Source organism: Alkalilimnicola ehrlichii MLHE-1 (genome assembly GCF_000014785.1).
Classification (GTDB): Bacteria; Pseudomonadota; Gammaproteobacteria; order Nitrococcales; family Halorhodospiraceae; genus Alkalilimnicola; species Alkalilimnicola ehrlichii.
This window is the reverse complement of sequence record NC_008340.1, coordinates 2,828,020-2,847,479: the sequence shown is the minus strand read 5'-3', so window position 1 is coordinate 2,847,479 and position 19,460 is coordinate 2,828,020. Positions and strand designations below refer to the sequence as shown.

Here is a 19,460-nt window from a genome sequence, read left to right as displayed (position 1 = left end):
GAACAGGCACGCGCTTTTCCCGATTTTTCCCTGCGTTGCTCGGTGCGCATAAGTCGCCCCAGCGGACGATCCCCGCCCCGGCGCCCGCACCAACGCCACCACCACCGTCCAGCCGTTCGTGTCGCCGTTCAGCCTGCGTTCAGCCACGTCCGGGCATCCTGTCCCCGTCTGGCCGAACAAGAACAGGAGAGGTGTGCCATGAACAAGCCGATGATCACTGCCCTGGCAACCGCCGGCCTGCTGGTGGCGGGGCTGGCCCAGGCCGCAGGTGACCAGTATGCCTACGGTGAAGTGCTCAGCGTCACGCCGCAGTACCGCACGGTGGAGGTCTCCAACCCGCGCCAGGAGTGCTGGGACCAGCCGGTGCAGCGGACCACCCAGGGGCAGCGCAACACCGCCGCGGTGATCGCCGGCGGCGTGGCCGGCGGCCTGGTGGGCAGCCGCTTTGGCGGCGGCCGCGGGCGCGATGCCGCCATCGCCGCGGGCACGCTGGCCGGTGCCGGCATCGCGGACGGTTTGAGCGGGAGCGAGTCGCGGACCTACACAGTCAACGAGCGCCAGTGCCGGACCGTCTACGACCGCCGGACCGAGGAGCGCCACGACGGCTACCGGGTGCGCTACCGCTACGATGGCCGCGAGTACACCACGCGCACCAACAGTCACCCCGGCGACCGTATCCGCCTGCGCGTCTCGGTCACCCCGGACCACTACTGACGGCGGCCGCGGGTGGCGGCACCGGGCACGCGCACTGGTGTACATTAACGGCATGAACCGTAGAACCTGCCTGCGCCTGCTTTGCGCCACGCCGTTGCTGCTGCTCGCGACCCCGGCGCCGGCCGGCTTGAGTGAACGCGAGGCCGTGGCCCGGGTGCGCGAGCACACCGACGGCCGGGTCCTGGGGGTCGAGCGCCGCGGCAATCATTACCGGGTCCGGGTGCTGGTCGCCCCGGGCCAAGTGCGTGTCTTCCGGGTCGATGCCCGCACCGGCGAGGTCCGTTGATGCGGCTGCTGGTGGTCGAGGACGAACCCGCCCTGCGCCGGCAACTGGCCGACGCGCTCGGCCGCGCGGGCTACGTGGTGGACCAGGCGGCAGACGGTCGCGAGGGGCTGCACATGGCCCGCGACTACCCGCTGGATCTGGCGATCATCGATCTGGGCCTGCCGCGGTTCTCCGGCCTGGAACTCATCCGCGCGCTGCGCGCGGACGGACGCACCCTGCCGGTGCTCGTCCTCACCGCCCGGGGGCACTGGCAGGATCGGGTGACCGGCCTGGAGGCCGGGGCCGACGACTACCTGGTCAAACCCTTCGAGATGCCGGAGCTGCTGGCCCGGGTCCAGGCGCTGCTGCGCCGTGCGGGGGGCTGGGCCGACCCGGTGCTGCGGTGCCCGCCGCTGGCGCTGGACACCCGCAGCCAGACCGCCTGGCGCGACGGTGCCCGGATCGAGCTGACCGGCAGCGAGTTCCGGTTGCTGCACTACATGATGCTGCACCAGGGCGCGGTGCTGTCCAAGACCCGGCTGGAGGAACACCTCTACCCCGACGCGGCCGAGCACGACAGCAACGTGATGGAGGTCTTCATCCGCCGCCTGCGCCGCAAGCTGGACCCCGACGGCACCCTCCAACCCATCGAGACCCTGCGCGGCCGGGGTTACCGGTTAAGGCTGGCGAGGGCGGGGTGATGCGTCTGCGGCGCCTCCCGCTGCTGCACCGGGTGCTCTGGGTGGCCGGCGCCTCCCTGCTTCTGCTGTTGGGCACCACCGGACTGGTGGTCGACCACGCCTTCCGCGAGGGTGCCGAGGAGGCCCGCAGCCAGCGCCTCCAGGGGCAGATCTTCGGGCTGCTGGCCGCCGCTGAGCTGCGCGATCAGGCCCTGGTCCTGGCCGGGGAACTGCCCGATGCGCGGCTGCGCAGCGCCGGCTCCGGGCTCTATGCCCAGGTGATCGACGACGGTGGCACCATCCGCTGGCGCTCGCCCTCACTGTTGGACCGGACCCTGCCCGCGCCGCCCCGGCTGGCGCCCGGCGAGACCCAGGAGGGTGGCGTGGCCCCCGCCGACGGGGCGCCGCTGCACGGCCTGGCCTACGGGATCGCCTGGGAGGAGGCGGATGGCGAACGCGGTCGCTTCACCCTGCAGGTGTTGGAGGAGCAGGCCGTTTTCGCCGGTGAACTGGCCCGCTTCCGCCAGGCGCTCTGGGGCTGGCTGGCGGTGGCCGCCGGGGGATTGCTGCTCACCCAGTTGCTGTTGCTGCGCTGGACACTGCAGCCGTTGCGCCGTATCGGCCGTGAGCTGCAGGCGGTGGAGGCCGGCCGCGTCCGCCGGCTGGGTGAGGACCACCCGCCGGAGCTCAGCGCCCTGACCCGCCGACTCAACCAGCTCCTGGCCGCCCAGCAACAACGGATGGAGCGCCACCAGCAGGCCCTGGGGGACCTGGCCCACAGTCTCAAGACCCCGCTGGCGGTGCTGCGCAGCCAGTTGCCCGCCGACGGGGCCGATACGGCCACCGCCCAGCTCCGGCGGATGGACCAGGCCATCGACTACCACCTGCGCCGGGCCGGCCACGGACCGGCCCCGCTGGGTGACCGGTTGCCGGTGCGGCCGGTGCTGGAACGGCTGCTGGCGGCGCTGCGGAAGCTGGACCCTGGCGTGCGGTTGCGGCTGGACTGCCCGCCGGATGTGCGCTTCGCTGGTGGCGAGGCGGAGCTGATGGAGCTGGCCGGCAACCTGCTGGACAACGCCGTGCGCCATGCCCGCTCGCAGGTGGTGGTGAGCGCGGGCCAGCGCAACGGCGAGGGCCTGTGGCTGCAGGTGGAGGACGACGGCCCCGGTGTCCCGGCGGCACAGGTGGAGCGGATCCTGGCCCGCGGTGGCCGGGCCGATGAACGCCACCCGGGGCAGGGGATAGGCCTGGCGGTGGTGAGCGACCTGGCCGCCGTCCGGGGTGGCCAGGTGACCGTGGACCGCTCCGAAACCCTCGGCGGAGCGCGTTTCGACGTCACCCTGCGGTACTAGCGCCCGAGGAGCGGGGGCGCGCCCCACCACCGCTGCCAGCCGCGGCTCAGGGCCAGCAGCAGCAGGGAGAGGGGGATCAGCCAGGCGAACAACCCGACAAAGGCCCCCAGGGCCGGAATGCCCAACAGCAGCAGGATGCCGGGGGCGCAACAGGCGGAGCCGGCCAGCAATGCCGGCAGGGCGCCGCTGGCCGCGCCCCCCCGCCCGCTGCGGCAATGGGTGGCCGCGCCACGGCGCAGGGTCAGCATGCCGTGCACATTGGCGGCCAGCAGGCCCGCAAGCAGGGCGGTGATCAGCAGGTTCAGCGGGCTGATGAGCCACATCAGGCGGCCCGCCTGGACGAGGGCAACGGCTTCGTAGAGAAACGGCGCGCGTGCCTGGATTACATGTGCCCATTCCAGGCGCCCCAACTGCCAGCGCCAGGCCGTGTCGCCCGTGAGGTCGAGATCACCGGTCAGCCAGAGATAAAGCGCCGCGTAGCCCAGCCCCGCGGCCAGGGCGGCGCGGCGGGGCACCGGATCAGCGGCCAGCGCCATCGACCACCACCGTATCCGGATAGAAGGCGTACCAGGCGAACCACATGGCCTCGAAGCCGTTCACTCGCTCCAGGTCCGCCAACTCCGGGTGTACCGGGCCCTCGGGCCCGAACCGCAGCGCTGTCGGGTCCAGCGCCACCGCCTCGTCGGCACGAAAGGCCCAACCGGTATCCAGGCCGGGGTCGTGGACCACCACCAGGTGGTCATCACCCAGCGGAATGTTCACCACGCCCGCCGCCGCGAGGTGGTCCCGATCCAGCGCCACCGCGGCACTGGCGGTGCGGATGCCGAAGACCTCCTCTTTCGGCGGGTAGCGGTCGCTGCTCGGGCGGACCGGGAAGATGGGCGATGCGTTGGGGGCGTAATAGCCCCGGACCGGGTTATACCCGCCGTAGGGGTCGCGGTTGTAATTGCGCAGGTAGCCGGTGTCCGTGGTCAGCACCCGGGTGTCCGGGTGGCGCTCGCGCCAACGGCCCCAGGTGGTCCAGACCACGCGCACTTCCTCCAACCCCTGGCCCTCGTGGGGGCCGCCGATGCCGGCACTCAGTATCTGGGGCCAGAGGCTGTCGCTGGCCCGGTCGAACATGATCAGGTTGCTGTTCACCAGGCGGCCGGAGACGCCCAGCGTGGTCTCGCCGCGCAGGTAACCCAGGGCGGTACCGGTGAGGGGGCAGTAGGTGACGGCGATGTTCTCGCCGGCCACGGTGTCGTTGACGATTTCGTGCCAGACCAGGATGGATTGGGGATAGGCCCGGGCTTCGCCGTCATGGTAGAGGCCCACCACCCGGTCGCCGTCGTCGAGCCGGGCGTCGGCCTCCGAGGCGGCCTGGAACGCGGGGTTGTCGATGGCCGGGATGCCGTCCTTCCCGGGCCCCCCGGAGAGGCTGGCGGCGCGGTAATCCGCCGGCGCCTCGGGCATCAGCGGCGGGTCGACCACCGGCAGGCGGGCGTGGGCCTGCCCCGTCACCGCAAGGGCCACAGCCAGCGCCGCGATCCTGGCGCTGCCCCACTGTCGTCTGCTGTTGCTGGGCATGGCATCGGGTCTCCTGAACCGGATCTCCCGCCAGTCCAGCAGAACAGGTGCCCCGGGCGCATCCGGGGAATTGCGTAGGCAACCGGAAACTAAGTAAAAACCGAGTAAGTATTAATGCGCATGGTGGGTCGGCTGGGGCCGGCGACACTCCTACGGGACGGTGTCTGGGGGCCTTCGGGCACCGTCGCTTTGTCATCGCGAACACTGCACACCGTCAGGAGATAACGACCATGCGCAGCACATGCCATACCAAAAAACCGGTTTGCCTGGGGGTGGCCACCGCCGCACTGCTGGGGCTGATCATCTCACCGGCGTGGGCGGAGACCACCGTCGATTTCGGCGGCTACGTGAAGATGGATGCCCACTTCAGTGATGTGACCAACCGTGCCGCCAACGACCGCAGCGAGGCCTTCATGATCCCCGCCCTGATCCCGCTGGACGGGCAGGAGGACTCACGGAATGTCACCCGCTACAGCGTGCGTGAGAGTCGGGTCAACCTGCGCACGCAGACGCCCACCGGCCTGGGGGATCTGACCACGTTTCTCGAAGTGGACTTTCTCGAGGATGCCGCCATCGACCGCAACCGCCTGGTGGGCAACCAGCCCCCGCGGCTACGGCACGCCTTCGGTCAGCTGGGCAACTGGCTGGCCGGGCAGACCTGGGGCACTTTCTACAACGTTACCACCAAACCGGAGACCCTGGATTTCGTCGGGCCCGCCGGCACGGTGTTCAATCGCAATATCCAGGTGCGCTACACCCTGCCGTTGGAGCAGGGCAACAGCCTGATGCTGGCGGTGGAACAGCCCTTCACCACCCTGGCCTCCGAGGCGACGTTGGGTGAGGCCGATCCGGGCGATGCCATCCGCAACGCCCGGGATGACCGCTGGCCGGAGTTCGTCGCCCGCTACAACGTCTCGGGGGATTGGGGCCACGGCTCCCTGGCTGGCGTCGCCCGGAATCTCCGGGTCGATCGCAGCACCTCGCGGGAACTCGGCGCCGACGTGGACGACGACGAGTGGGTGGGCGCACTCAGCCTGACCGGCGTGGTGAAGGCCGGAGGGCGCAATGATGTCCGCTTTCAGCTCAACTACGGCGACGGACTCGGCCGTTACCTCGGCCTGAACGCCTTTCCCGATGCCTTTATCGACGACCAGGGCAATCTGGACTCCTTGAGCATCTGGGGTGGGTATGTGTCCTATCGGCACTGGTGGAATCAGACCCTGCGCAGCAGCCTGGTCTACAGCCTGGCCAAGGCCGACAACCCCAGCAGCGCCCCGGAGACGGCCAACGAGCAGATCCAGTCGGTGCACCTCAACCTGATCTATACACCGGTGCAGAACGTGGACGTGGGCGTGGAGTACATCTGGGCCGAGCGGGAGATCGAGGGCGAGGACGCCTATGGTGAGGACAGCGGCGAGCTGAACCGCGTGCAGGTCTCGGCGAAGTACAGCTTCTGACCCCGCCCCTGGCGCACCGGCGGCCCTCAGACCGCGCCGCCGGTGCCCTTCTGCAGCAGGAAGACGTAGGCCTCTTCGGTCTCCCGCTCCCAGACCAGACGGTGGCCCATGGCCTGGCAGAACACGTCAAAGTCCATGGCCGAGCCGCGGTCGCTGGTGATCACCCGGAGTTCCTCGCCCGGCTCCAGGCCGCGCAGGGCCTTCTTGGTGCGCAGGATCGGTTGCGGACAGCTCAGGCCCCGGGTGTCCAACTCCATGCGCGGGCCGGGCTGGGGCAGGGCTGGCGTCCCGGGAGTGCCCTCGCCCGGTGTGGCCCAGGCGCAGGTGTTGATGTACTTGAGGCAAAGCACCCGCAGGCAGCTGGCCATATTCTTGTCGTTGACGCTCTGACAGTGGTATTGCACCTGGGCGATGATCTCCGGGATGGTCATGCCCTCCTCGGCGGAGATCTCCTCCAATACGGACCAGAAGGCCTGCTCCAGGCGGATGGTGGTGCAGTGGCCGTCGATGCGCAGTGAGCGTCGTCCGGGTTCGTACCCCTTGCGGTCCTCCGGGGCACACAGGCTGAACAGGCGCTCCAGCGGGCTGGGGCCACGGCGCAGGCCGCTGTCGGCCTCGCCCGCCCGGGCCCGGGGTTCCTCCATCAGTCGATCGCTGACCACGGCCATGCAGACGCCCTCTCCATCGATGATGCGGGTGCCGCCTGCGGCGGCGGCACCCCTTGCTGCAACAGGGATCGATTTCGAGTATACGGCGGCCCATGGGCGGTCACACTATCCCAAAGGGAATAGCGCTCAGACGTAGAGATTGATGTCGGAGTTCAGCGCCGTCTCCATGTAGGTGGCGGCGCCGGCCAGTTCCACCCCGTCGATCAGGTCCTCGCGCCGGAACTCGAACAGGTCCAGGGTCATCTGGCAGCCGACCATGCCGACATCGCAGTCCAGGGCAGTCTGGCGCAGGTCCTCCACCGAGGCGACGCCCTTCTTTTTGATCAGCCGGCGCATCATCCCCGAGGCCATTCGGTCCACCCCGGGCAGTGCCGAGACCAGATTGGGCATGGCCATGTGCATGCCCATCATCGGCATCTCCATGGCCGGATTGCCCAGGGTAGAGATGCGCAGGTGGCTGAGGTCCTTCTTGAGCAGTTGCAGGCCGTAGAAGGTGAAGAACAGGTCGACCTTGACGTCCATGGCCGCCGCGGTGGTGGCCAGGATGAAGGGGGGATAGGCCCAGTCCAGTGTGCCCTTGGTGACAATGATGGACATGCGCTTGGGCTGCGGTTCCGGCTGTTCCTGCGTGGGGTGTTCCACCACCGTGGTTTGCTCGCGGGTCGTGCTCATGGTGCTCTCTCCTGTCTGGCTTGGCTGCTGTCGCTAGGGGTCAAAAGGCGTAGCCGATATTGAGTCCGGCGGACCACTGGTCCATCTCCACCGAGACGCCGTCAAAGGGGCCGCCGTCCTGGGTCTGCTTGTTCTTCAGGGCGTGCTTGAGGTGGAAGCCCAGGTCCCAGCCGTTGACCATCCGCACTGTGCCGCCGAGGGCGACATGGCGTTCCACCACCGCCGGTAGCAGGAGGTTGGTGGCCACGTCCTCGTCATCGAGGGGGGATTCGGCGTAGTTGACGCCGGCGCGAAGGGTGAGCCGCTCGGGGTTCACCACCCACTCCGCGCCGGCGGCGAAGACCCACTGGTCGTCCCAGCCGGGGTCCAGGGCGAAGCGGCTGCCATTGGGGCCCTTTACGGTCAACTCATCCATGGTGTCGGACCAGTTGAGCCACTTCACGTCGGCGGAGAGGGTGAGGGTGTTGTTTGCCGCCCAGGCCAGGCCCACGCTGGCCTGTTGCGGGTAGTCGAGGCCCAGCCGCCAGGTGCCCGCCTCGCCGTCGACGAACTCGCCGTTGCTGTCCTGGCCATGAATGTCGCCGGCGGCCAGGTTGTAGCGCAGGTCTTCGAAGTGGATCTTGCTCTGGTAGGTGGCGCCCAGCCGCCACCGGGTGCCAAGGTCGTAGATCAGGCCCAGGCTGACACCAGCACCAAGGGCGCTGCTGGCCTTGCTGAGGTCAAAGTTGGTGTCCATCACCATGCCCGGCCCGACCGGCATGTCGTGGAAGCGCTGTTTCAGGGCCACCTGCTGGCGCGCGAGCACCGGGCCGGCGCCAACGGTGAGGCGGTCGTTCACCCGCAGTGAAAGCACCGGCGTCATCTGGGCGAAGAAGATCGAGCTGTAGCCGTCCCACTGGGTGTGGCCGTTCATGAGCTGCCCGTTGGGCATGACGTCTGTCACCGCGTAATCGACACCGAGCCCGGAGGTGCCGAAGAAGCCCCCGCCGAACCACAGGCGGCGGTCTTCGGTGATGGGGGCCGCCCAGCCCAGGCTCGGAATGATATAGGTGTCGGTGTCGCTGGTGACCTTCTCGCCCCCGAGGGCCCGGAAGTCGGTGCTCCGCTCGGGGCTGAAGACCTCCATGGAGAAGTCGACGCGGGACCCGATGCGGCCGATACCGGCCGGGTTGCTGATGGCCGTCATCGCGCTGCGCGGTGCGGCGGTGACCGCCCCGCCGAGCGACTTTTCGTGGCTGCCCAGGCCGGTGAGCTGGTAGCCGTTGGTGGCGAGGGCCAGCCCCGGGATCAGCAGGCCCCCAAGACCCGCGCCGGTGATCAGGCCGCGAACAGTGGTTGCGGTAAGACGTTTCATTATGGACTCCCCTTGTACCGCTGTAGCGGAGCATCGCGGGGCGTGTCAGCGGCCCGGTGCTCCTCCATCCTTTGATGCGCTCTCGCCCTGGTGTGGGGGGCAACGGCGCACGGTTGAAAGGCTATCGGGACGCAGGGAGGGGGCGGTGGTACATAGTGCCCACCGGTAAAATAATAAATATTGAATACATGGGTTGGCGGTCGGGGCCGCCCGGGGGGTGTCAGCGATTGCGGGCCAGGCCCAGGGTCTCCATGGCCCTGACCACCTGCTGCATGCGGGTCGTGTCGCCACCGCGGTCAGGATGGTGGCGCATGACCAGGCGCCGGTACTGGCGCCGGATCTGCTTGTCGCTCACCGGTTCACGGAGTTCCAGTTCAGCCAATGCCTGCTCGCGATGGCCGCCCCGGCGGATCCGGCGCCAGCCGTCGGCGAGCATGGCCTCCACGCTGGCCAGGTCGGCGGCGGCCAGGTGCTTCAGGTCCAAGTAGTAGGCCGCCAGCGGGTCGGCGACGCTCAACGGGGTGGCGGGCGCGTTGGTGGACGCCGCCGGCGACGGCCCCGGGGCCAGCGCAATGCGGGTGCAGTGGATGAGCAGGTCCTCGCCCCGCTCGCGCAGTCGCTGGCGCAGGCGGTAGAGGCAGTGGAAGAGCAGGAAGTGGCTGCGGAAGAGTTCGGCCGTATCGCGCAGGGCCTCGCGCCGGAAGGGGCCCACGGCCGCCTCGTCCAGGGCGCGGACCAGCTCGAATTCGCTAAGCCCGTCCGGGTTTGCCCGCAACACGGTGAGGATCTGCGGCAGCAGCGGTTCCAGGTCCTGTTCCGGCGGCACATGCATGGCCGGCAGTATAGGATAGGGGGCGCCGGCGGCCCAGCCCAATCCCGCCGCTGGCCGCACTCATGGAGGACCGATGGCTCGCATCCTGCGCGTGGCGCTGCCCGTGCCGCTCTACACCTGTTATGACTACCTGCCACCGCCCGGCCCGGCACCGGCCGGCGCCGGTCGTGGCTGCCGGGTGCGGGTACCCTTCGGGCGCGGCCGGCGGGTGGGGGTGGTGGTGGGCACCGGGGACCACACCGGGGTGCCTCGTCACAAGCTGCGCCGGGCCCAGGCTTGGCTGGACCCGGCCCCGCTGCTGGACGAACCGCTGCTTTCGCTGCTGGAGTGGGCCGCCGGCTACTACCACCACCCCCTGGGTGAGGTGCTGGATGCCGCCCTGCCCACCCTGCTGCGCCAGGGCGAACCGGCCGAATGGCGCGCCCGGGAGCATTGGTTCATCACCGCGCAGGGGCGTGAGACCGACCCCTCGGAACTGAAGCGCGCCGTGCGCCAGGCACAACTGCTGGCCCGGTTGCAGGCCGCGGGCGAGCGGGGGTTGGATGCCGCCGAACTGGCGGAGATCCCGGGCCAGGCGCGGCGGGCGGCCCGGGCCCTGGCCGATCGCGGCCTGGCGGTGAGCGAACAGCGGGCCAACCCGGAACTGCTGGAGGGGGAGGGCTGCGAGCCGCGCCCCGAGCCGCTGCCGGAGCAGCAGGCGGTGCTGGACCGGCTGCAGGCGGCGGGGGATGGTTTTCAGCCTATCCTGCTGGAGGGGGTGACCGGCAGCGGCAAGACCGAGGTCTACCTGCGGGCCACCGAACAGGCCCTGGCCGCCGGCCGGCAGGTGCTGCTGCTGGTGCCGGAGATCGGCCTGACCCCGCAGTTGCTGCACCGCTTCCGCCGCCGTCTGGCGGTGCCCATGGCGGTGTTTCACTCCGGGCTGAACGACCGCGAGCGCCTGGACGCCTGGCTGGCGGCCCGCGAGGGGCGCGCCCGGGTGGTGATCGGCACCCGGTCGGCGGTCTTCGCCCCGCTGCCCGAGCCGGGGCTGATCCTGGTGGACGAGGAGCACGACACCTCGTTCAAGCAGCAGGACGGCTTTCGCTACTCCGCCCGCGACCTGGCGGTGATGCGGGCCCGGCGGCTGGGGGTGCCGGTGCTGCTGGGCACCGCCACCCCCTCCCTGGAGAGCCTTCAGAACGCCCTGTCCGGGCGCTACGCCCACCTGCACCTCAGGCACCGCGCCGGCGGTGCGGCGATGCCCTCCTTCCGGGTATTGGACGTGCGCGGTCGGCCGTTGCGCGAGGGCCTGTCCCCGGCGCTGCAGGAGGCCATGGCCACTCATCTGGCCGCCGACGGCCAGGTGCTGCTCTTTCTCAACCGCCGGGGCTTCGCCCCCACGCTGCTCTGTCATGAGTGTGGTTGGGTGGCCGAGTGCCGCCGCTGTGACGCCCGTTACACCTGGCACCGCCGGGCCGGCCGATTGCGCTGTCATCATTGTGGCGACGAGCGACCGGTGCCGCGGGCCTGTCCCGACTGCGGCAGCGTCGACCTGCGGGCGGTGGGTCAGGGCACCGAGCGGGTGGAGCGGGCCCTGGCAGAGCTCTATCCGCAGGTGCCGGTGCTGCGCATCGATCGGGACAGCACCCGCCGGCGGGGCGCCCTGGATGCCCTGCTGGCGGAGGCCGGCCGGCCCGGCCCCCGCATCCTGCTTGGCACCCAGATGCTGGCCAAGGGCCACCACTTCCCCGATGTGACCCTGGTGGGGGTGCTGGACGCGGACCATGGTCTGTACGGCGCGGACTTCCGTGCCCTGGAGCGCATGGCCCAGTTGCTTATCCAGGTGGCCGGGCGTGCCGGGCGGGCCGAGCGCCCCGGTGAGGTGCTGATCCAGACCCACCACCCGGAGCACCCGCTGCTGCACACCCTGCTGGGGCAGGGCTATGACGCCTTCGCCCGCGCCCACTTGGAGGAGCGGCGCGCCGCGGGGCTGCCGCCCTTCGCCGCCATGGCGCTGTTACGGGCCGAGGCAGTGCAGGCGGGACAGGCGCGCGGCTTCCTGCAGGCCGCCGCTGAGCGGGCGCGCGCGCTGACCGGGTCGGAGGCGGGTGGGGTGATGGTGCTGGGTCCGGTTCCCGCCCCCATGGAGCGGCGGGCTGGCCGCTACCGGGCCCAACTGCTGCTGCAAGCCGGGCGCCGTGCGGCCCTGCATCGGCTGCTGGAGCGCTGGGTCCCCGGGTTGAGCGAACTGCCCGCCGCCCGGCAGGCGCGCTGGTCACTGGACGTGGACCCCCAGGACATGTTCTGAAAACGGGTAGCGCCGCCGGTGCCGGCAGCGGGGCGGCCCGCCATGGCCTATCCTGGGGGGACCATTGGGCAGCGTGGCACCCGGTGGGCGGGCAGGCGGGCCATGGCCCGTTGTCCGGCCGTAGCGGGTGCCCCACCGGCCGCGAGGAGCCCGTCATGTGGTACCGCATCGTTCGCCCGCCGCCGGGGCTTTCCGAAGAGGACCGGGCCCGCCACCCCAGTTGGCGCCGGACCACCCGCCACTACCGGCGCAAGCAGCGCCGGGTCCGGGACCTGTGGATCGGGGCCGGTCTGCTGATGATCCTGGCGCCGGTTACCGCCATCCCGGCGATTTTGCTGGGGACGGTGCTGGCGGCGTTCACGATCCTGGATGAAACCCCTTGAGCCCGGTCGCAGGCGCCCGGTACCGACGCTGGTGGGTCAGCGTACCGCCGCCTGCAGCGCGCGGCGGATGAGTTCCTCACTGGGCAGGTCGTTGGCGCCGGGCACGGCGTTGACCAGCCGGCCGGCCTCGGCGGGCTTATAACCCAGGGCCACCAGGGCGCTGACCGCATCCTCCCGGGACCCCTGGGGGCCGGCTGGCGCGTCTAGCTGTTCGCCGGACCCGGTCCGGGCGGGCACGCCGCCCGATGCGGCCGGCAGCAGCCCGTCCAGCCGGTCGCGCAGTTCCACGATCAGCCGCTGAGCGGTCTTGCGACCCACCCCGGGGAGGCGGGTGAGGGTGGCCACGTCCTCGCGCTCGATGCAGCGTTGCAGGCCCTCGGCATTCATGCCGGAGAGCAGGGCCAGGGCCAGCTTGGGCCCGACGCCGCTGATCCGGATCAGCACCCGGAAGAGGTCGCGTTCGGCGCGGCTGGCGAACCCGTACAGGGCCTGGCCGTCGTCGCGAACGGCCAGGTGGGTCCACAGAGTGACCGCCTGGTCGCCGGCGGGCAGGGCGTAGAAGGTGGACATGGGCGCCTCCAGCTCATAGCCCACGCCCCCCACATCCAGTAGCAGCGCCGGTGGATGGCGTTCCGCGACGGTGCCGTGCAACCGCCCGATCACGCCCCGGCCCTCCGCAGGCGGGCCTGCATGTCCGCTTGGTGCAGGTGGCACAGGGCCGCGGCCAGGGCGTCCCCGGCGTCCTCCGCAGGGGTGGCGTCCAGGCGCAGCAGCATGCGGACCATGTAACCCACCTGGGCCTTGCCCGCACGACCGTGGCCCACCAGGGCCTGCTTGATCTCGCCCGGGGTGTACTCGGCCACCGGCAGCCCGGCGTTGACGCAGGCGCAGATGGCGGCGCCCCGCGCCTGCCCTAACTTGAGGGCGGAATCCGGGTTTCGGCTGACGAAGACCTGCTCGACCACCGCCGCCTCCGGCCGGTGTTGTGCCAGCAGCTCGCTCAGGGCGCGGTAGAGCACCCGCAGCCGGTCCGGGAAGGGGCCGGTGGGCAGGCGCACGCAGCCGCTGGCCACGTGGCGCGGGGCACTGCCGCTGCCCTCCACCACGCCGTAGCCGGTGATGCGGGAGCCGGGGTCGATGCCGAGGATGCGGGGCATCAGTCGGCGTAGGCCTCTTCGGCGATGTCGGCGTTGGTGTAGACCCGCTGCACGTCGTCCAGATCCTCCAGCATGTCGATGAGCCGGGCCGTGCGCCGGGCGTCCTCGCCCTCCACCGTGACCATGATGTCCGGGCGCATGGTCACGTCGGACTCGGCGGGCTCCAGCCCCGCGGCCACCAGGGCGTCGCGCACCGGCCGGTAGTCCTCGGGAGTGGTCAGGACCTCCAGGGAGTCGTCATCGTTGTGCACGATGTCCTCGGCCCCGGCCTCCAGGGCCGCCTCCATGAGCCGGTCCTCGTCGGTCCCGGGCGGGTAGAGGAGGACACCGCGGTGCTGGAACAGATAGCTCACCGAGCCGTCGGTGCCCAGGTTGCCGCCGCACTTGGTGAAGGCGTGCCGCACGTCGGAGACGGTCCGGTTGCGGTTGTCGGTCATGCAGTCGACCATCAGGGCGGCGCCGGAGGGGCCATACCCCTCATAGCGCAACTCTTCGTACTCGACGCTCTCATCCAGGCCCGCGCCGCGCTTGATCGCGCGCTCCACGTTGTCCTTGGGCATATTCTGGGCGAAGGCCCGGTCGATGGCCAGGCGCAGCCGCGGGTTGCTGTCCGGGTCCGGGCCGCCCATGCGGGCCGCCACGGTGATCTCCTTGATGTGCTTGGTGAAGATCTTGCCCCGCTTGGCGTCCTGCGCCTTCTTGCGGTGCTGGATGTTGGACCACTTGCTGTGTCCTGCCATAGCCCCGTCCATCGTCGTGTTGCCGTCGTTGGCCGGGATTCTACCATCCCCGGCGCTGCGGGCGGCGGCTAGTCGGTGGGCAGAAAATCGCTCAGTGGGCGGCTACTGGTCCGGCCCACCTGCCCGCCATGAGTGGCGAGCCAGTCATCGGCCGCCTTGCGGCCGGCATCGCGCAGGTGGCATAGGAAGGGCCAGTCGGCGTTCAACTGGCTGGCCGTGCCCAACCCGGCCAAGTCACGGTCGCCGGTCAGGTGGTGGAAGCGCAGCCGGGCGATCCGCCGGCGCAGGGGCGAGAGCGACCAGCGCGACCCGGGGCCGCAATCGGCCTGCTGCAGCGCCAGCCACTGCAACTCCCGGTAGAGGTGGGTGCTGAAGCTCAGCTCCCGGGACCGGCGCAGGATCTCTCCCGGCTCGCGCGGCGGCCCGTCGGCCGTCCGCTGGGGCATGAGCTGCAACAGCAGCAGATCATCGGCGCTGGCGTGGGTGAGCAGCGGGTGCAGCGCCGGGTTGGCGGCGAAGCCGCCGTCCCAGTAGTGGCGTCCGTTGCGCTCCACCGCCTGGAACAGGGTGGGCAGGCAGGTGGAGGCGAGCAGGGCGGTGACGTCCAGGGAGTGGTTGTCGAAGATGCGCAGGCGGCCGGTCTCCACTTCGGTGGCGCTGACAAACAGCGGCGGGGCGTCGGGCCCCGTCAGCGCAGACCAGTCCAGGCAGTCCTGCAGCAGCTCGCGGAGCGGATTAAAGCCGGCCGGGTTGAACTGATAGGGCGAGGCCACCTGGGTGGTCGCCTTGAAGGCCTGGTAGCGCACCGACCAGTCCTGGTTCCAGCCGTGCACCAGGTAACTGGCCGGCGACGGCTGCAGCGGTCCACCCAGGGCGCTGACCCCCTCCCAGAGCGTGGTGAGGGTGGCGCGCGCACCCTCCTGGCCGGCGCGCGCCCAGCCGGAGGCCAGGGCCGCGGCGTTGAGGGCGCCGGCGCTGGTGCCACTCAGGCCCGCGGGCCTGAGTCCGGCCGCGAGCAGGTGGTCGAGCACACCCCAGGTGAAGGCGCCGTGGGCGCCGCCGCCCTGAAGCGCTAGGGCCAACGGGTGGGACAGTGGGGCTTCTGTCATACGGGGCACTCCTTGGCCGGATCGGGGGTGGCGCAGGCCGGTCCTGCCGGGGGCGGCAGTGGGGCCAGTGTACCCCCCGGGATCAAGCCGGGCCCACCTCCTCGCGGGCCTGTTCGCGCAACTCCCGGCGCAGGACCTTGCCCACCGTGGTGACCGGCAGGCTGTCGCGGAACAGGATACGGCGGGGGATCTTGTAGCGGGTCAGGTGCCGGTTCAGGAACTGGCGCAGGGCGTCCTCGTCCGGGGCCGACTCGCGCTCATCGCAGACCACGTAGGCCACCACCTGTTCGTCACCGGCGTCGCCCCCGGCGGGGACCCCCACCACCGCCGCCATGATGATGGCAGGGTGTTCCAGCAGCGCCTCTTCCACCTCCTGCGGGAAGACGTTGAAGCCGCCGACGTCAATCATGTCCTTTTTGCGGTCGACGATGCGCAGGTAGCCCTGTTCATCCATCACGCCCACATCGCCGGTGTGGAACCAGCCGCCCCGCAGGGCGTGTTCGGACTCCTGCGGTTGCTTCCAGTACCCGTCGAAGACCTGTGGGCCGCGGACCACCACCTCGCCCCGTTCCCCGGCCGGAACCGGCCGGTCGTTGTCGTCGACGATACGCACCTCAGTGCCTGGCACCGGCAGGCCCACGGTGCCCAACCGCGCCTCGCCCTGGGGCGGGTTCACCGCCACCACCGGTGCGGTCTCGGTCAGCCCGTAGCCCTCCAGCACCCGACTGCGGGTGACCTCCGACCAGCGTTCCGCCACGCGGGGGTTGAGGGCGGTGCCACCGGCCACCGTTAGGTCCAGTTGCGGTGGCGGTTGGCTGCGGAACCACTCGGCCTGACAGAGGCCGTGCAACAGCAGATTAACGCCGGAGAACTTGGTGACCGGGTAGCGGGCGAAGGCCTTGCGCAGGCGGTCCACCGGGCGCGGCGACGGGCAGAGCACGTTGTGCGACCCCTGCCGGTGAAAGACCAGCAGGTTAAAGGTGAAGGCGAAAATGTGGTAAAGGGGCAGGGCGGTGAGCACGGTGTCCTGGTGCCCGCGCAGTGCCGGCCCGGCCACCGCCTCAATCTGGGCGACATTGGCCAGAAGGTGGCGGTGGCGCAGCATCGCGCCCTTGGCCCGGCCGGTGGTGCCGCCGGTGTACTGCAGCAGGGCCAGGTCATCCGCCGCCGGGCTCGGTGGGGTAAACTGGCCCAGATGCGCCGCGCCCTCTTCCAGGGTGCGGCCGAGGTGGTGTACCCCGGCGGGCGGCGGCGGCCGCTCACCGCGCCAGCGCAGCACCCCCTGGATCAGCCAGCGTAGCGGTTTCGGGAAGAAATCGGCCACCGAGGTCAGCACCACGTGCTCCACCGCGGTATCGTTGAGCGCCTGCTCCAGTTTATCGGCGAACAGGTCCACAATGACCAGCACCCGCGCGCCACTGTCGGCGAGCTGATGGTGCATCTCCGGCGCCGTGTACAACGGGTTCATATTGACCAGAGGGGTGCCGGCCTTGAGGGCGCCGAAGGCGGTGACCGGATAGGCTAGGCAGTTGGGCATCTGGATGGCCACCGGCTCGCCGGGGCCCAGCCCCGCCTCCCGCAGCAGCCAGGCCATGAAATGGTCCGAGAGCCGGTCCGTGGTGGCGTAGTCGAGGCTGGCGTTCAGACCGTTGTCCAGACAGGTGGTGAAGGCGGTCCGTTCGGGATGGTGATGGGCGGCCTGGCGCAGCATCTCCGCCAGGCTGCTCTCGGGCAGGGGTTGGAACTCGGTGGACACCCCCTCGCCATAGTGGTGTTGCCAGGGGAGACCGTCGTAGAACGCCTGCGCTGAGTGCTGACTGGTCGCCATGACTGGTCTTCTCGTCGGGGTGCGGTAAACGGCCTGCCAAAGTGCAGCAAACCGCCCGATCAACTCGGGCCCATAGTTGATTCTGAGCATAGCAGGATTCACAGATGCCCGCGTATTACCCCATGCCATATCTGGCGGATGGCACCCGGCTGCTACGGCGGATCGGGCGCCAGCCCTGGTGTCAGTGGCTGGACAGCGGCTGGCCGGGCAGTGGCGCCGGACGGTTCGACATCCTGGTGATGCGCCCGCGGATCACCCTGGAATCGGCCGGTGGCCGGACCCGGGTGGCCGGTCGGGGCCCGGTGCAACAAACCGACGAGGATCCGCTGGCGGTGTTGCAGCGCTGCCTGGGTGAGGCCGGTGGTGGCAGCCCCAGCGCGCACTGGCCCTTCTCGGGCGGGGCGGTGGGCTACTTCAGTTACGACCTGGGCCGGCGGCTGCACGGCCTGCCGGTGCGGTCCGGGGCCGGTCCGGAGATGCGGGTGGGGCTGTACGACTGGGCACTGGTGACCGACCACCACCAGCGGTTGACCGCTGTGCTGGGCGAAATCGACGAGGCCTCCCTGCTCTGGTTGCGGCACCAGGTGTTCGCCGCCCGGGACGGCGCCGCCCCGGCCTTTGCCCTGCGCGGGCCGTTGCGGCGGGCGCCGGATGCCGAACACTACGGGCGGGCCTTTCACCGGGTGCGCGATTATCTGCACGCCGGTGATTGCTACCAAGTCAATCTCGCCCGCCGGTTTCACGCCGCCTACCGGGGCGATCCGCTGGGGGCCTGGTTGCGCATGCGTCGCCGGGCGCAGGGGCCGTTCGGGGCCTGGCAGTGCTTCCCCGACGAGCAGGTCCTGTGTCTGTCACCAGAGCGGTTTCTACGCCTGCAGGGGGGCGAGGTGGATACCCGCCCCATCAAGGGGACGCGCCCCCGTGGCGGGGACCCGCAGCAGGATCGCCGCCTGGCCGAGGCCCTGCAGCAGAGCCCGAAGGATCGGGCGGAGAACGTCATGATCGTCGATCTGCTGCGCAATGACATCGGCCAGGTGTGCGAGACCGGCTCGGTGCGGGTACCGGTCCTCTGCCGGCTGGAGAGTTACCCGGCGGTGCACCACCTGGTCAGCCACGTCAGCGGCCGGCTGGCGCCGGGACGCACCGCCACCGACCTGTTGCGCGCCTGCCTACCGGGCGGCTCCATCACCGGGGCCCCGAAACGGCGCGCCATGGAGATTATCGACGAGCTGGAGCCCGGGCCCCGCGGTGTCTACTGTGGGGCGATCGGTTACATCGGTTGGAATGGCGACATGGACACCAACATCGCCATCCGGACCGCCGTGTGCCGCGATGGCGAGATCCGCTACTGGGCCGGTGGTGGCGTGGTGGCCGACTCCGAGGAGCAGGCAGAACTGTGTGAAACGGTCGACAAGGCCCGGCCCTTTCTGCTGCTGGCGGATGATGGCCGGCGGTAGGGCCGAAATCCCGGGCGGCGGCGGTGGCTTGTGCCCGGGCGGTTCAGGCGAGCAGCCTGGCGAAGGCGGCCAACCGCTCGGTCTCACGCTGGCAGTGGCGCGCCTCCGTAGCCCGTACCGCGGCGGGCAACGCCCGGTTGAGGGGGTGCGCCTCCGGCAGTTCGAAGCCCGCCTCGTGCCATTCCGCGGCATGTCGGACCAGGTGCACCAGCTCGGCGTGTTCGCCACGATAATGGGGCGAGTGGAAATGCGAGGCCACGGCCACCACCGGTTCCGGCAGCTCCCAGGCCTTGAGCAGTAGCCGGCCCGCCTCGCCGTGGTCGCAGCCCAGCGCCGACCGGGTCAGCGCCACCAGGGATTGTTCCGGGCGCCTCCCGTACTCGCCGAGCACCTCGTTCATCGGGCCGGGGAAGAAATGCACCAGCAGCAACAGGCCGATATTGTGGAGCAGGCCGGAGATGTAGGCGGCGTCGGCGGTGTCCGAAGGGGCCAGGTGGGGGGCCAGCCGGGTGGCCGTGTAGCTGGTGGCGATGGCGTCATGCCAGTAGCGCGGCGCGCTGAAGGCCGGGCAGCGGCCCGGGTCGAAGAGCTTATTCAGCAGCACCGAGGCGGCCAGCACCCGGACCCGGACCAGCCCCAGGCGCATGATGGCATGCTGGATGGAGTAGAGCGGTTGTTGACCGGCGAAGAAGGCCGAGTTGGCCATGGCCACCACCCGCGCGGACAGCCCCGGCTCGCGGGCCAGCTTGTCCGAGACCTCGGCGATGTCGGGCTCTTCCCGGTTGGCGGCCAGCAGGATCTCGTGGGCTACGTAGGGTAGCGGCGGCAGGGTGTCGTGGTCCTGTAGGCTTTCCAGGGCGGAGGTGCTCATGCCGACCTCGCGTTGCCGCTTACGAATGGGGGTCAATGCTGCACTTTGGCGCACTGGCTTGA

Annotated in this window: 20 protein-coding genes; 8 read left to right on the top strand and 12 right to left on the bottom strand. The window is 70.4% G+C overall.

Translation table 11 applies throughout. The features are described 5' to 3' along the window. Positions 1-198 precede the first annotated feature (198 nt). From MLG_RS12675 to MLG_RS12660, 4 genes are read left to right on the top strand one after another with little or no spacing between them, the layout of a single operon-like run. Positions 199-714, top strand: coding sequence for a glycine zipper 2TM domain-containing protein (locus MLG_RS12675; protein WP_011630240.1), 516 nt, complete (start codon positions 199-201; stop codon positions 712-714). A 52-nt stretch (positions 715-766) separates the two neighbouring features. Beyond that, positions 767-1,000 carry a PepSY domain-containing protein gene (locus MLG_RS12670; RefSeq protein ID WP_011630239.1) on the top strand — a complete coding sequence of 78 codons (234 nt, stop codon included), beginning with the start codon at positions 767-769 and terminating at the stop codon, positions 998-1,000. Continuing rightward, positions 1,000-1,680: a response regulator transcription factor gene (locus MLG_RS12665; protein ID WP_011630238.1), complete on the top strand. Its 681-nt coding sequence runs from the start codon at positions 1,000-1,002 to the stop codon at positions 1,678-1,680. The genes MLG_RS12670 and MLG_RS12665 overlap by 1 nt, the downstream gene beginning before the upstream one ends. Further along, the gene (locus tag MLG_RS12660) at positions 1,680-3,011 is read left to right on the top strand and encodes an ATP-binding protein (RefSeq protein ID WP_011630237.1); all 1,332 of its coding nucleotides are present in this window, start codon (positions 1,680-1,682) and stop codon (positions 3,009-3,011) included. The genes MLG_RS12665 and MLG_RS12660 overlap by 1 nt, the downstream gene beginning before the upstream one ends. Here the strand turns inward: MLG_RS12660 and MLG_RS14950 are convergent. Both MLG_RS14950 and MLG_RS12650 read right to left on the bottom strand, forming a co-directional pair. Then, complete coding sequence (locus tag MLG_RS14950) at positions 3,008-3,547, bottom strand: hypothetical protein (RefSeq protein ID WP_011630236.1); 540 nt, start codon at positions 3,545-3,547, stop codon at positions 3,008-3,010. The genes MLG_RS12660 and MLG_RS14950 overlap by 4 nt on opposite strands. Further along, complete coding sequence (locus MLG_RS12650; protein WP_011630235.1) at positions 3,531-4,580, bottom strand: DUF3179 domain-containing protein; 1,050 nt, start codon at positions 4,578-4,580, stop codon at positions 3,531-3,533. The genes MLG_RS14950 and MLG_RS12650 overlap by 17 nt, the downstream gene beginning before the upstream one ends. A 230-nt stretch (positions 4,581-4,810) precedes the next feature. On the opposite strand from MLG_RS12650, the gene MLG_RS12645 reads away from it, so the two are divergent. Next, a complete protein-coding gene (locus MLG_RS12645; protein ID WP_011630234.1) occupies positions 4,811-6,037 on the top strand; it encodes a DcaP family trimeric outer membrane transporter in 1,227 nt (408 codons plus the stop codon). A gap of 26 nt (positions 6,038-6,063) precedes the next feature. Here the strand turns inward: MLG_RS12645 and MLG_RS14945 are convergent, their stop codons facing one another. From MLG_RS14945 to MLG_RS12620, 4 genes are all read right to left on the bottom strand, one after another. Continuing rightward, a complete protein-coding gene (locus MLG_RS14945) occupies positions 6,064-6,705 on the bottom strand; it encodes a ribbon-helix-helix domain-containing protein (RefSeq protein ID WP_011630233.1) in 642 nt (213 codons plus the stop codon). Positions 6,706-6,831: 126 nt separating this feature from the next. After that, the gene (gene dsrE2 / locus MLG_RS12630; RefSeq protein WP_011630232.1) at positions 6,832-7,377 is read right to left on the bottom strand and encodes a sulfur carrier protein DsrE2; all 546 of its coding nucleotides are present in this window, start codon (positions 7,375-7,377) and stop codon (positions 6,832-6,834) included. 40 nt (positions 7,378-7,417) lie between these two features. Then, positions 7,418-8,731, bottom strand: a complete 1,314-nt coding sequence (locus tag MLG_RS12625) for an OmpP1/FadL family transporter (RefSeq protein WP_011630231.1) — start codon at positions 8,729-8,731, stop codon at positions 7,418-7,420. 220 nt (positions 8,732-8,951) lie between these two features. Further along, on the bottom strand, positions 8,952-9,605 hold the full coding sequence (locus MLG_RS12620) for a DNA-J related domain-containing protein (protein WP_232209257.1): 654 nt from the start codon (positions 9,603-9,605) through the stop codon (positions 8,952-8,954). 31 nt (positions 9,606-9,636) lie between these two features. Between MLG_RS12620 and MLG_RS12615 the strand changes: the two genes are divergently transcribed. Together MLG_RS12615 and MLG_RS12610 are read left to right on the top strand one after the other, a co-directional pair. Then, positions 9,637-11,853, top strand: coding sequence for a primosomal protein N' (locus MLG_RS12615; RefSeq protein ID WP_011630229.1), 2,217 nt, complete (start codon positions 9,637-9,639; stop codon positions 11,851-11,853). 155 nt (positions 11,854-12,008) lie between these two features. Next, positions 12,009-12,236, top strand: coding sequence for a hypothetical protein (locus tag MLG_RS12610; RefSeq protein WP_011630228.1), 228 nt, complete (start codon positions 12,009-12,011; stop codon positions 12,234-12,236). Positions 12,237-12,272: 36 nt separating this feature from the next. Here MLG_RS12610 and ruvA read toward each other — a convergent pair whose 3' ends face one another. From ruvA to MLG_RS12585, 5 genes are all read right to left on the bottom strand, one after another. After that, entirely contained in the window at positions 12,273-12,899 is a 627-nt protein-coding gene (gene ruvA, locus MLG_RS12605) for a Holliday junction branch migration protein RuvA (protein ID WP_011630227.1), read from the bottom strand. Continuing rightward, the gene (gene ruvC / locus MLG_RS12600; protein ID WP_011630226.1) at positions 12,896-13,393 is read right to left on the bottom strand and encodes a crossover junction endodeoxyribonuclease RuvC; all 498 of its coding nucleotides are present in this window, start codon (positions 13,391-13,393) and stop codon (positions 12,896-12,898) included. The genes ruvA and ruvC overlap by 4 nt, the downstream gene beginning before the upstream one ends. Continuing rightward, positions 13,393-14,133, bottom strand: a complete 741-nt coding sequence (locus MLG_RS12595) for a YebC/PmpR family DNA-binding transcriptional regulator (protein WP_041718068.1) — start codon at positions 14,131-14,133, stop codon at positions 13,393-13,395. Before MLG_RS12595 ends, ruvC begins: the two co-directional genes overlap by 1 nt. A gap of 68 nt (positions 14,134-14,201) precedes the next feature. Continuing rightward, the gene (locus MLG_RS12590; protein ID WP_011630224.1) at positions 14,202-15,242 is read right to left on the bottom strand and encodes a patatin-like phospholipase family protein; all 1,041 of its coding nucleotides are present in this window, start codon (positions 15,240-15,242) and stop codon (positions 14,202-14,204) included. 82 nt (positions 15,243-15,324) lie between these two features. Next, entirely contained in the window at positions 15,325-17,070 is a 1,746-nt protein-coding gene (locus MLG_RS12585; protein WP_011630223.1) for an AMP-binding protein, read from the bottom strand. A gap of 104 nt (positions 17,071-17,174) precedes the next feature. On the opposite strand from MLG_RS12585, the gene pabB reads away from it, so the two are divergent. Further along, positions 17,175-18,527, top strand: coding sequence for an aminodeoxychorismate synthase component I (pabB, locus tag MLG_RS12580; protein WP_011630222.1), 1,353 nt, complete (start codon positions 17,175-17,177; stop codon positions 18,525-18,527). A gap of 43 nt (positions 18,528-18,570) precedes the next feature. Here the strand turns inward: pabB and MLG_RS12575 are convergent, their stop codons facing one another. Further along, the gene (locus MLG_RS12575) at positions 18,571-19,398 is read right to left on the bottom strand and encodes an HDOD domain-containing protein (protein WP_011630221.1); all 828 of its coding nucleotides are present in this window, start codon (positions 19,396-19,398) and stop codon (positions 18,571-18,573) included. Between the last annotated feature and the right edge of the window lie 62 nt (positions 19,399-19,460).

Bases quoted from the DNA above. Each gene is read 5' to 3' on its own strand.
- MLG_RS12675 (WP_011630240.1), top strand. From the start codon at position 199: ATGAACAAGCCGATGATCACTGCCCTGGCAACCGCCGGCCTGCTGGTG.
- MLG_RS12670 (WP_011630239.1), top strand. From the start codon at position 767: ATGAACCGTAGAACCTGCCTGCGCCTGCTTTGCGCCACGCCGTTGCTG.
- MLG_RS12665 (WP_011630238.1), top strand. From the start codon at position 1,000: ATGCGGCTGCTGGTGGTCGAGGACGAACCCGCCCTGCGCCGGCAACTG.
- MLG_RS12660 (WP_011630237.1), top strand. From the start codon at position 1,680: ATGCGTCTGCGGCGCCTCCCGCTGCTGCACCGGGTGCTCTGGGTGGCC.
- MLG_RS14950 (WP_011630236.1), bottom strand. From the start codon at position 3,547: ATGGCGCTGGCCGCTGATCCGGTGCCCCGCCGCGCCGCCCTGGCCGCG.
- MLG_RS12650 (WP_011630235.1), bottom strand. From the start codon at position 4,580: ATGCCCAGCAACAGCAGACGACAGTGGGGCAGCGCCAGGATCGCGGCG.
- MLG_RS12645 (WP_011630234.1), top strand. From the start codon at position 4,811: ATGCGCAGCACATGCCATACCAAAAAACCGGTTTGCCTGGGGGTGGCC.
- MLG_RS14945 (WP_011630233.1), bottom strand. From the start codon at position 6,705: ATGGCCGTGGTCAGCGATCGACTGATGGAGGAACCCCGGGCCCGGGCG.
- dsrE2 (WP_011630232.1), bottom strand. From the start codon at position 7,377: ATGAGCACGACCCGCGAGCAAACCACGGTGGTGGAACACCCCACGCAG.
- MLG_RS12625 (WP_011630231.1), bottom strand. From the start codon at position 8,731: ATGAAACGTCTTACCGCAACCACTGTTCGCGGCCTGATCACCGGCGCG.
- MLG_RS12615 (WP_011630229.1), top strand. From the start codon at position 9,637: ATGGCTCGCATCCTGCGCGTGGCGCTGCCCGTGCCGCTCTACACCTGT.
- MLG_RS12610 (WP_011630228.1), top strand. From the start codon at position 12,009: ATGTGGTACCGCATCGTTCGCCCGCCGCCGGGGCTTTCCGAAGAGGAC.
- ruvC (WP_011630226.1), bottom strand. From the start codon at position 13,393: ATGCCCCGCATCCTCGGCATCGACCCCGGCTCCCGCATCACCGGCTAC.
- MLG_RS12595 (WP_041718068.1), bottom strand. From the start codon at position 14,133: ATGGCAGGACACAGCAAGTGGTCCAACATCCAGCACCGCAAGAAGGCG.
- MLG_RS12590 (WP_011630224.1), bottom strand. From the start codon at position 15,242: ATGACAGAAGCCCCACTGTCCCACCCGTTGGCCCTAGCGCTTCAGGGC.
- MLG_RS12585 (WP_011630223.1), bottom strand. From the start codon at position 17,070: ATGGCGACCAGTCAGCACTCAGCGCAGGCGTTCTACGACGGTCTCCCC.
- pabB (WP_011630222.1), top strand. From the start codon at position 17,175: ATGCCCGCGTATTACCCCATGCCATATCTGGCGGATGGCACCCGGCTG.
- MLG_RS12575 (WP_011630221.1), bottom strand. From the start codon at position 19,398: ATGAGCACCTCCGCCCTGGAAAGCCTACAGGACCACGACACCCTGCCG.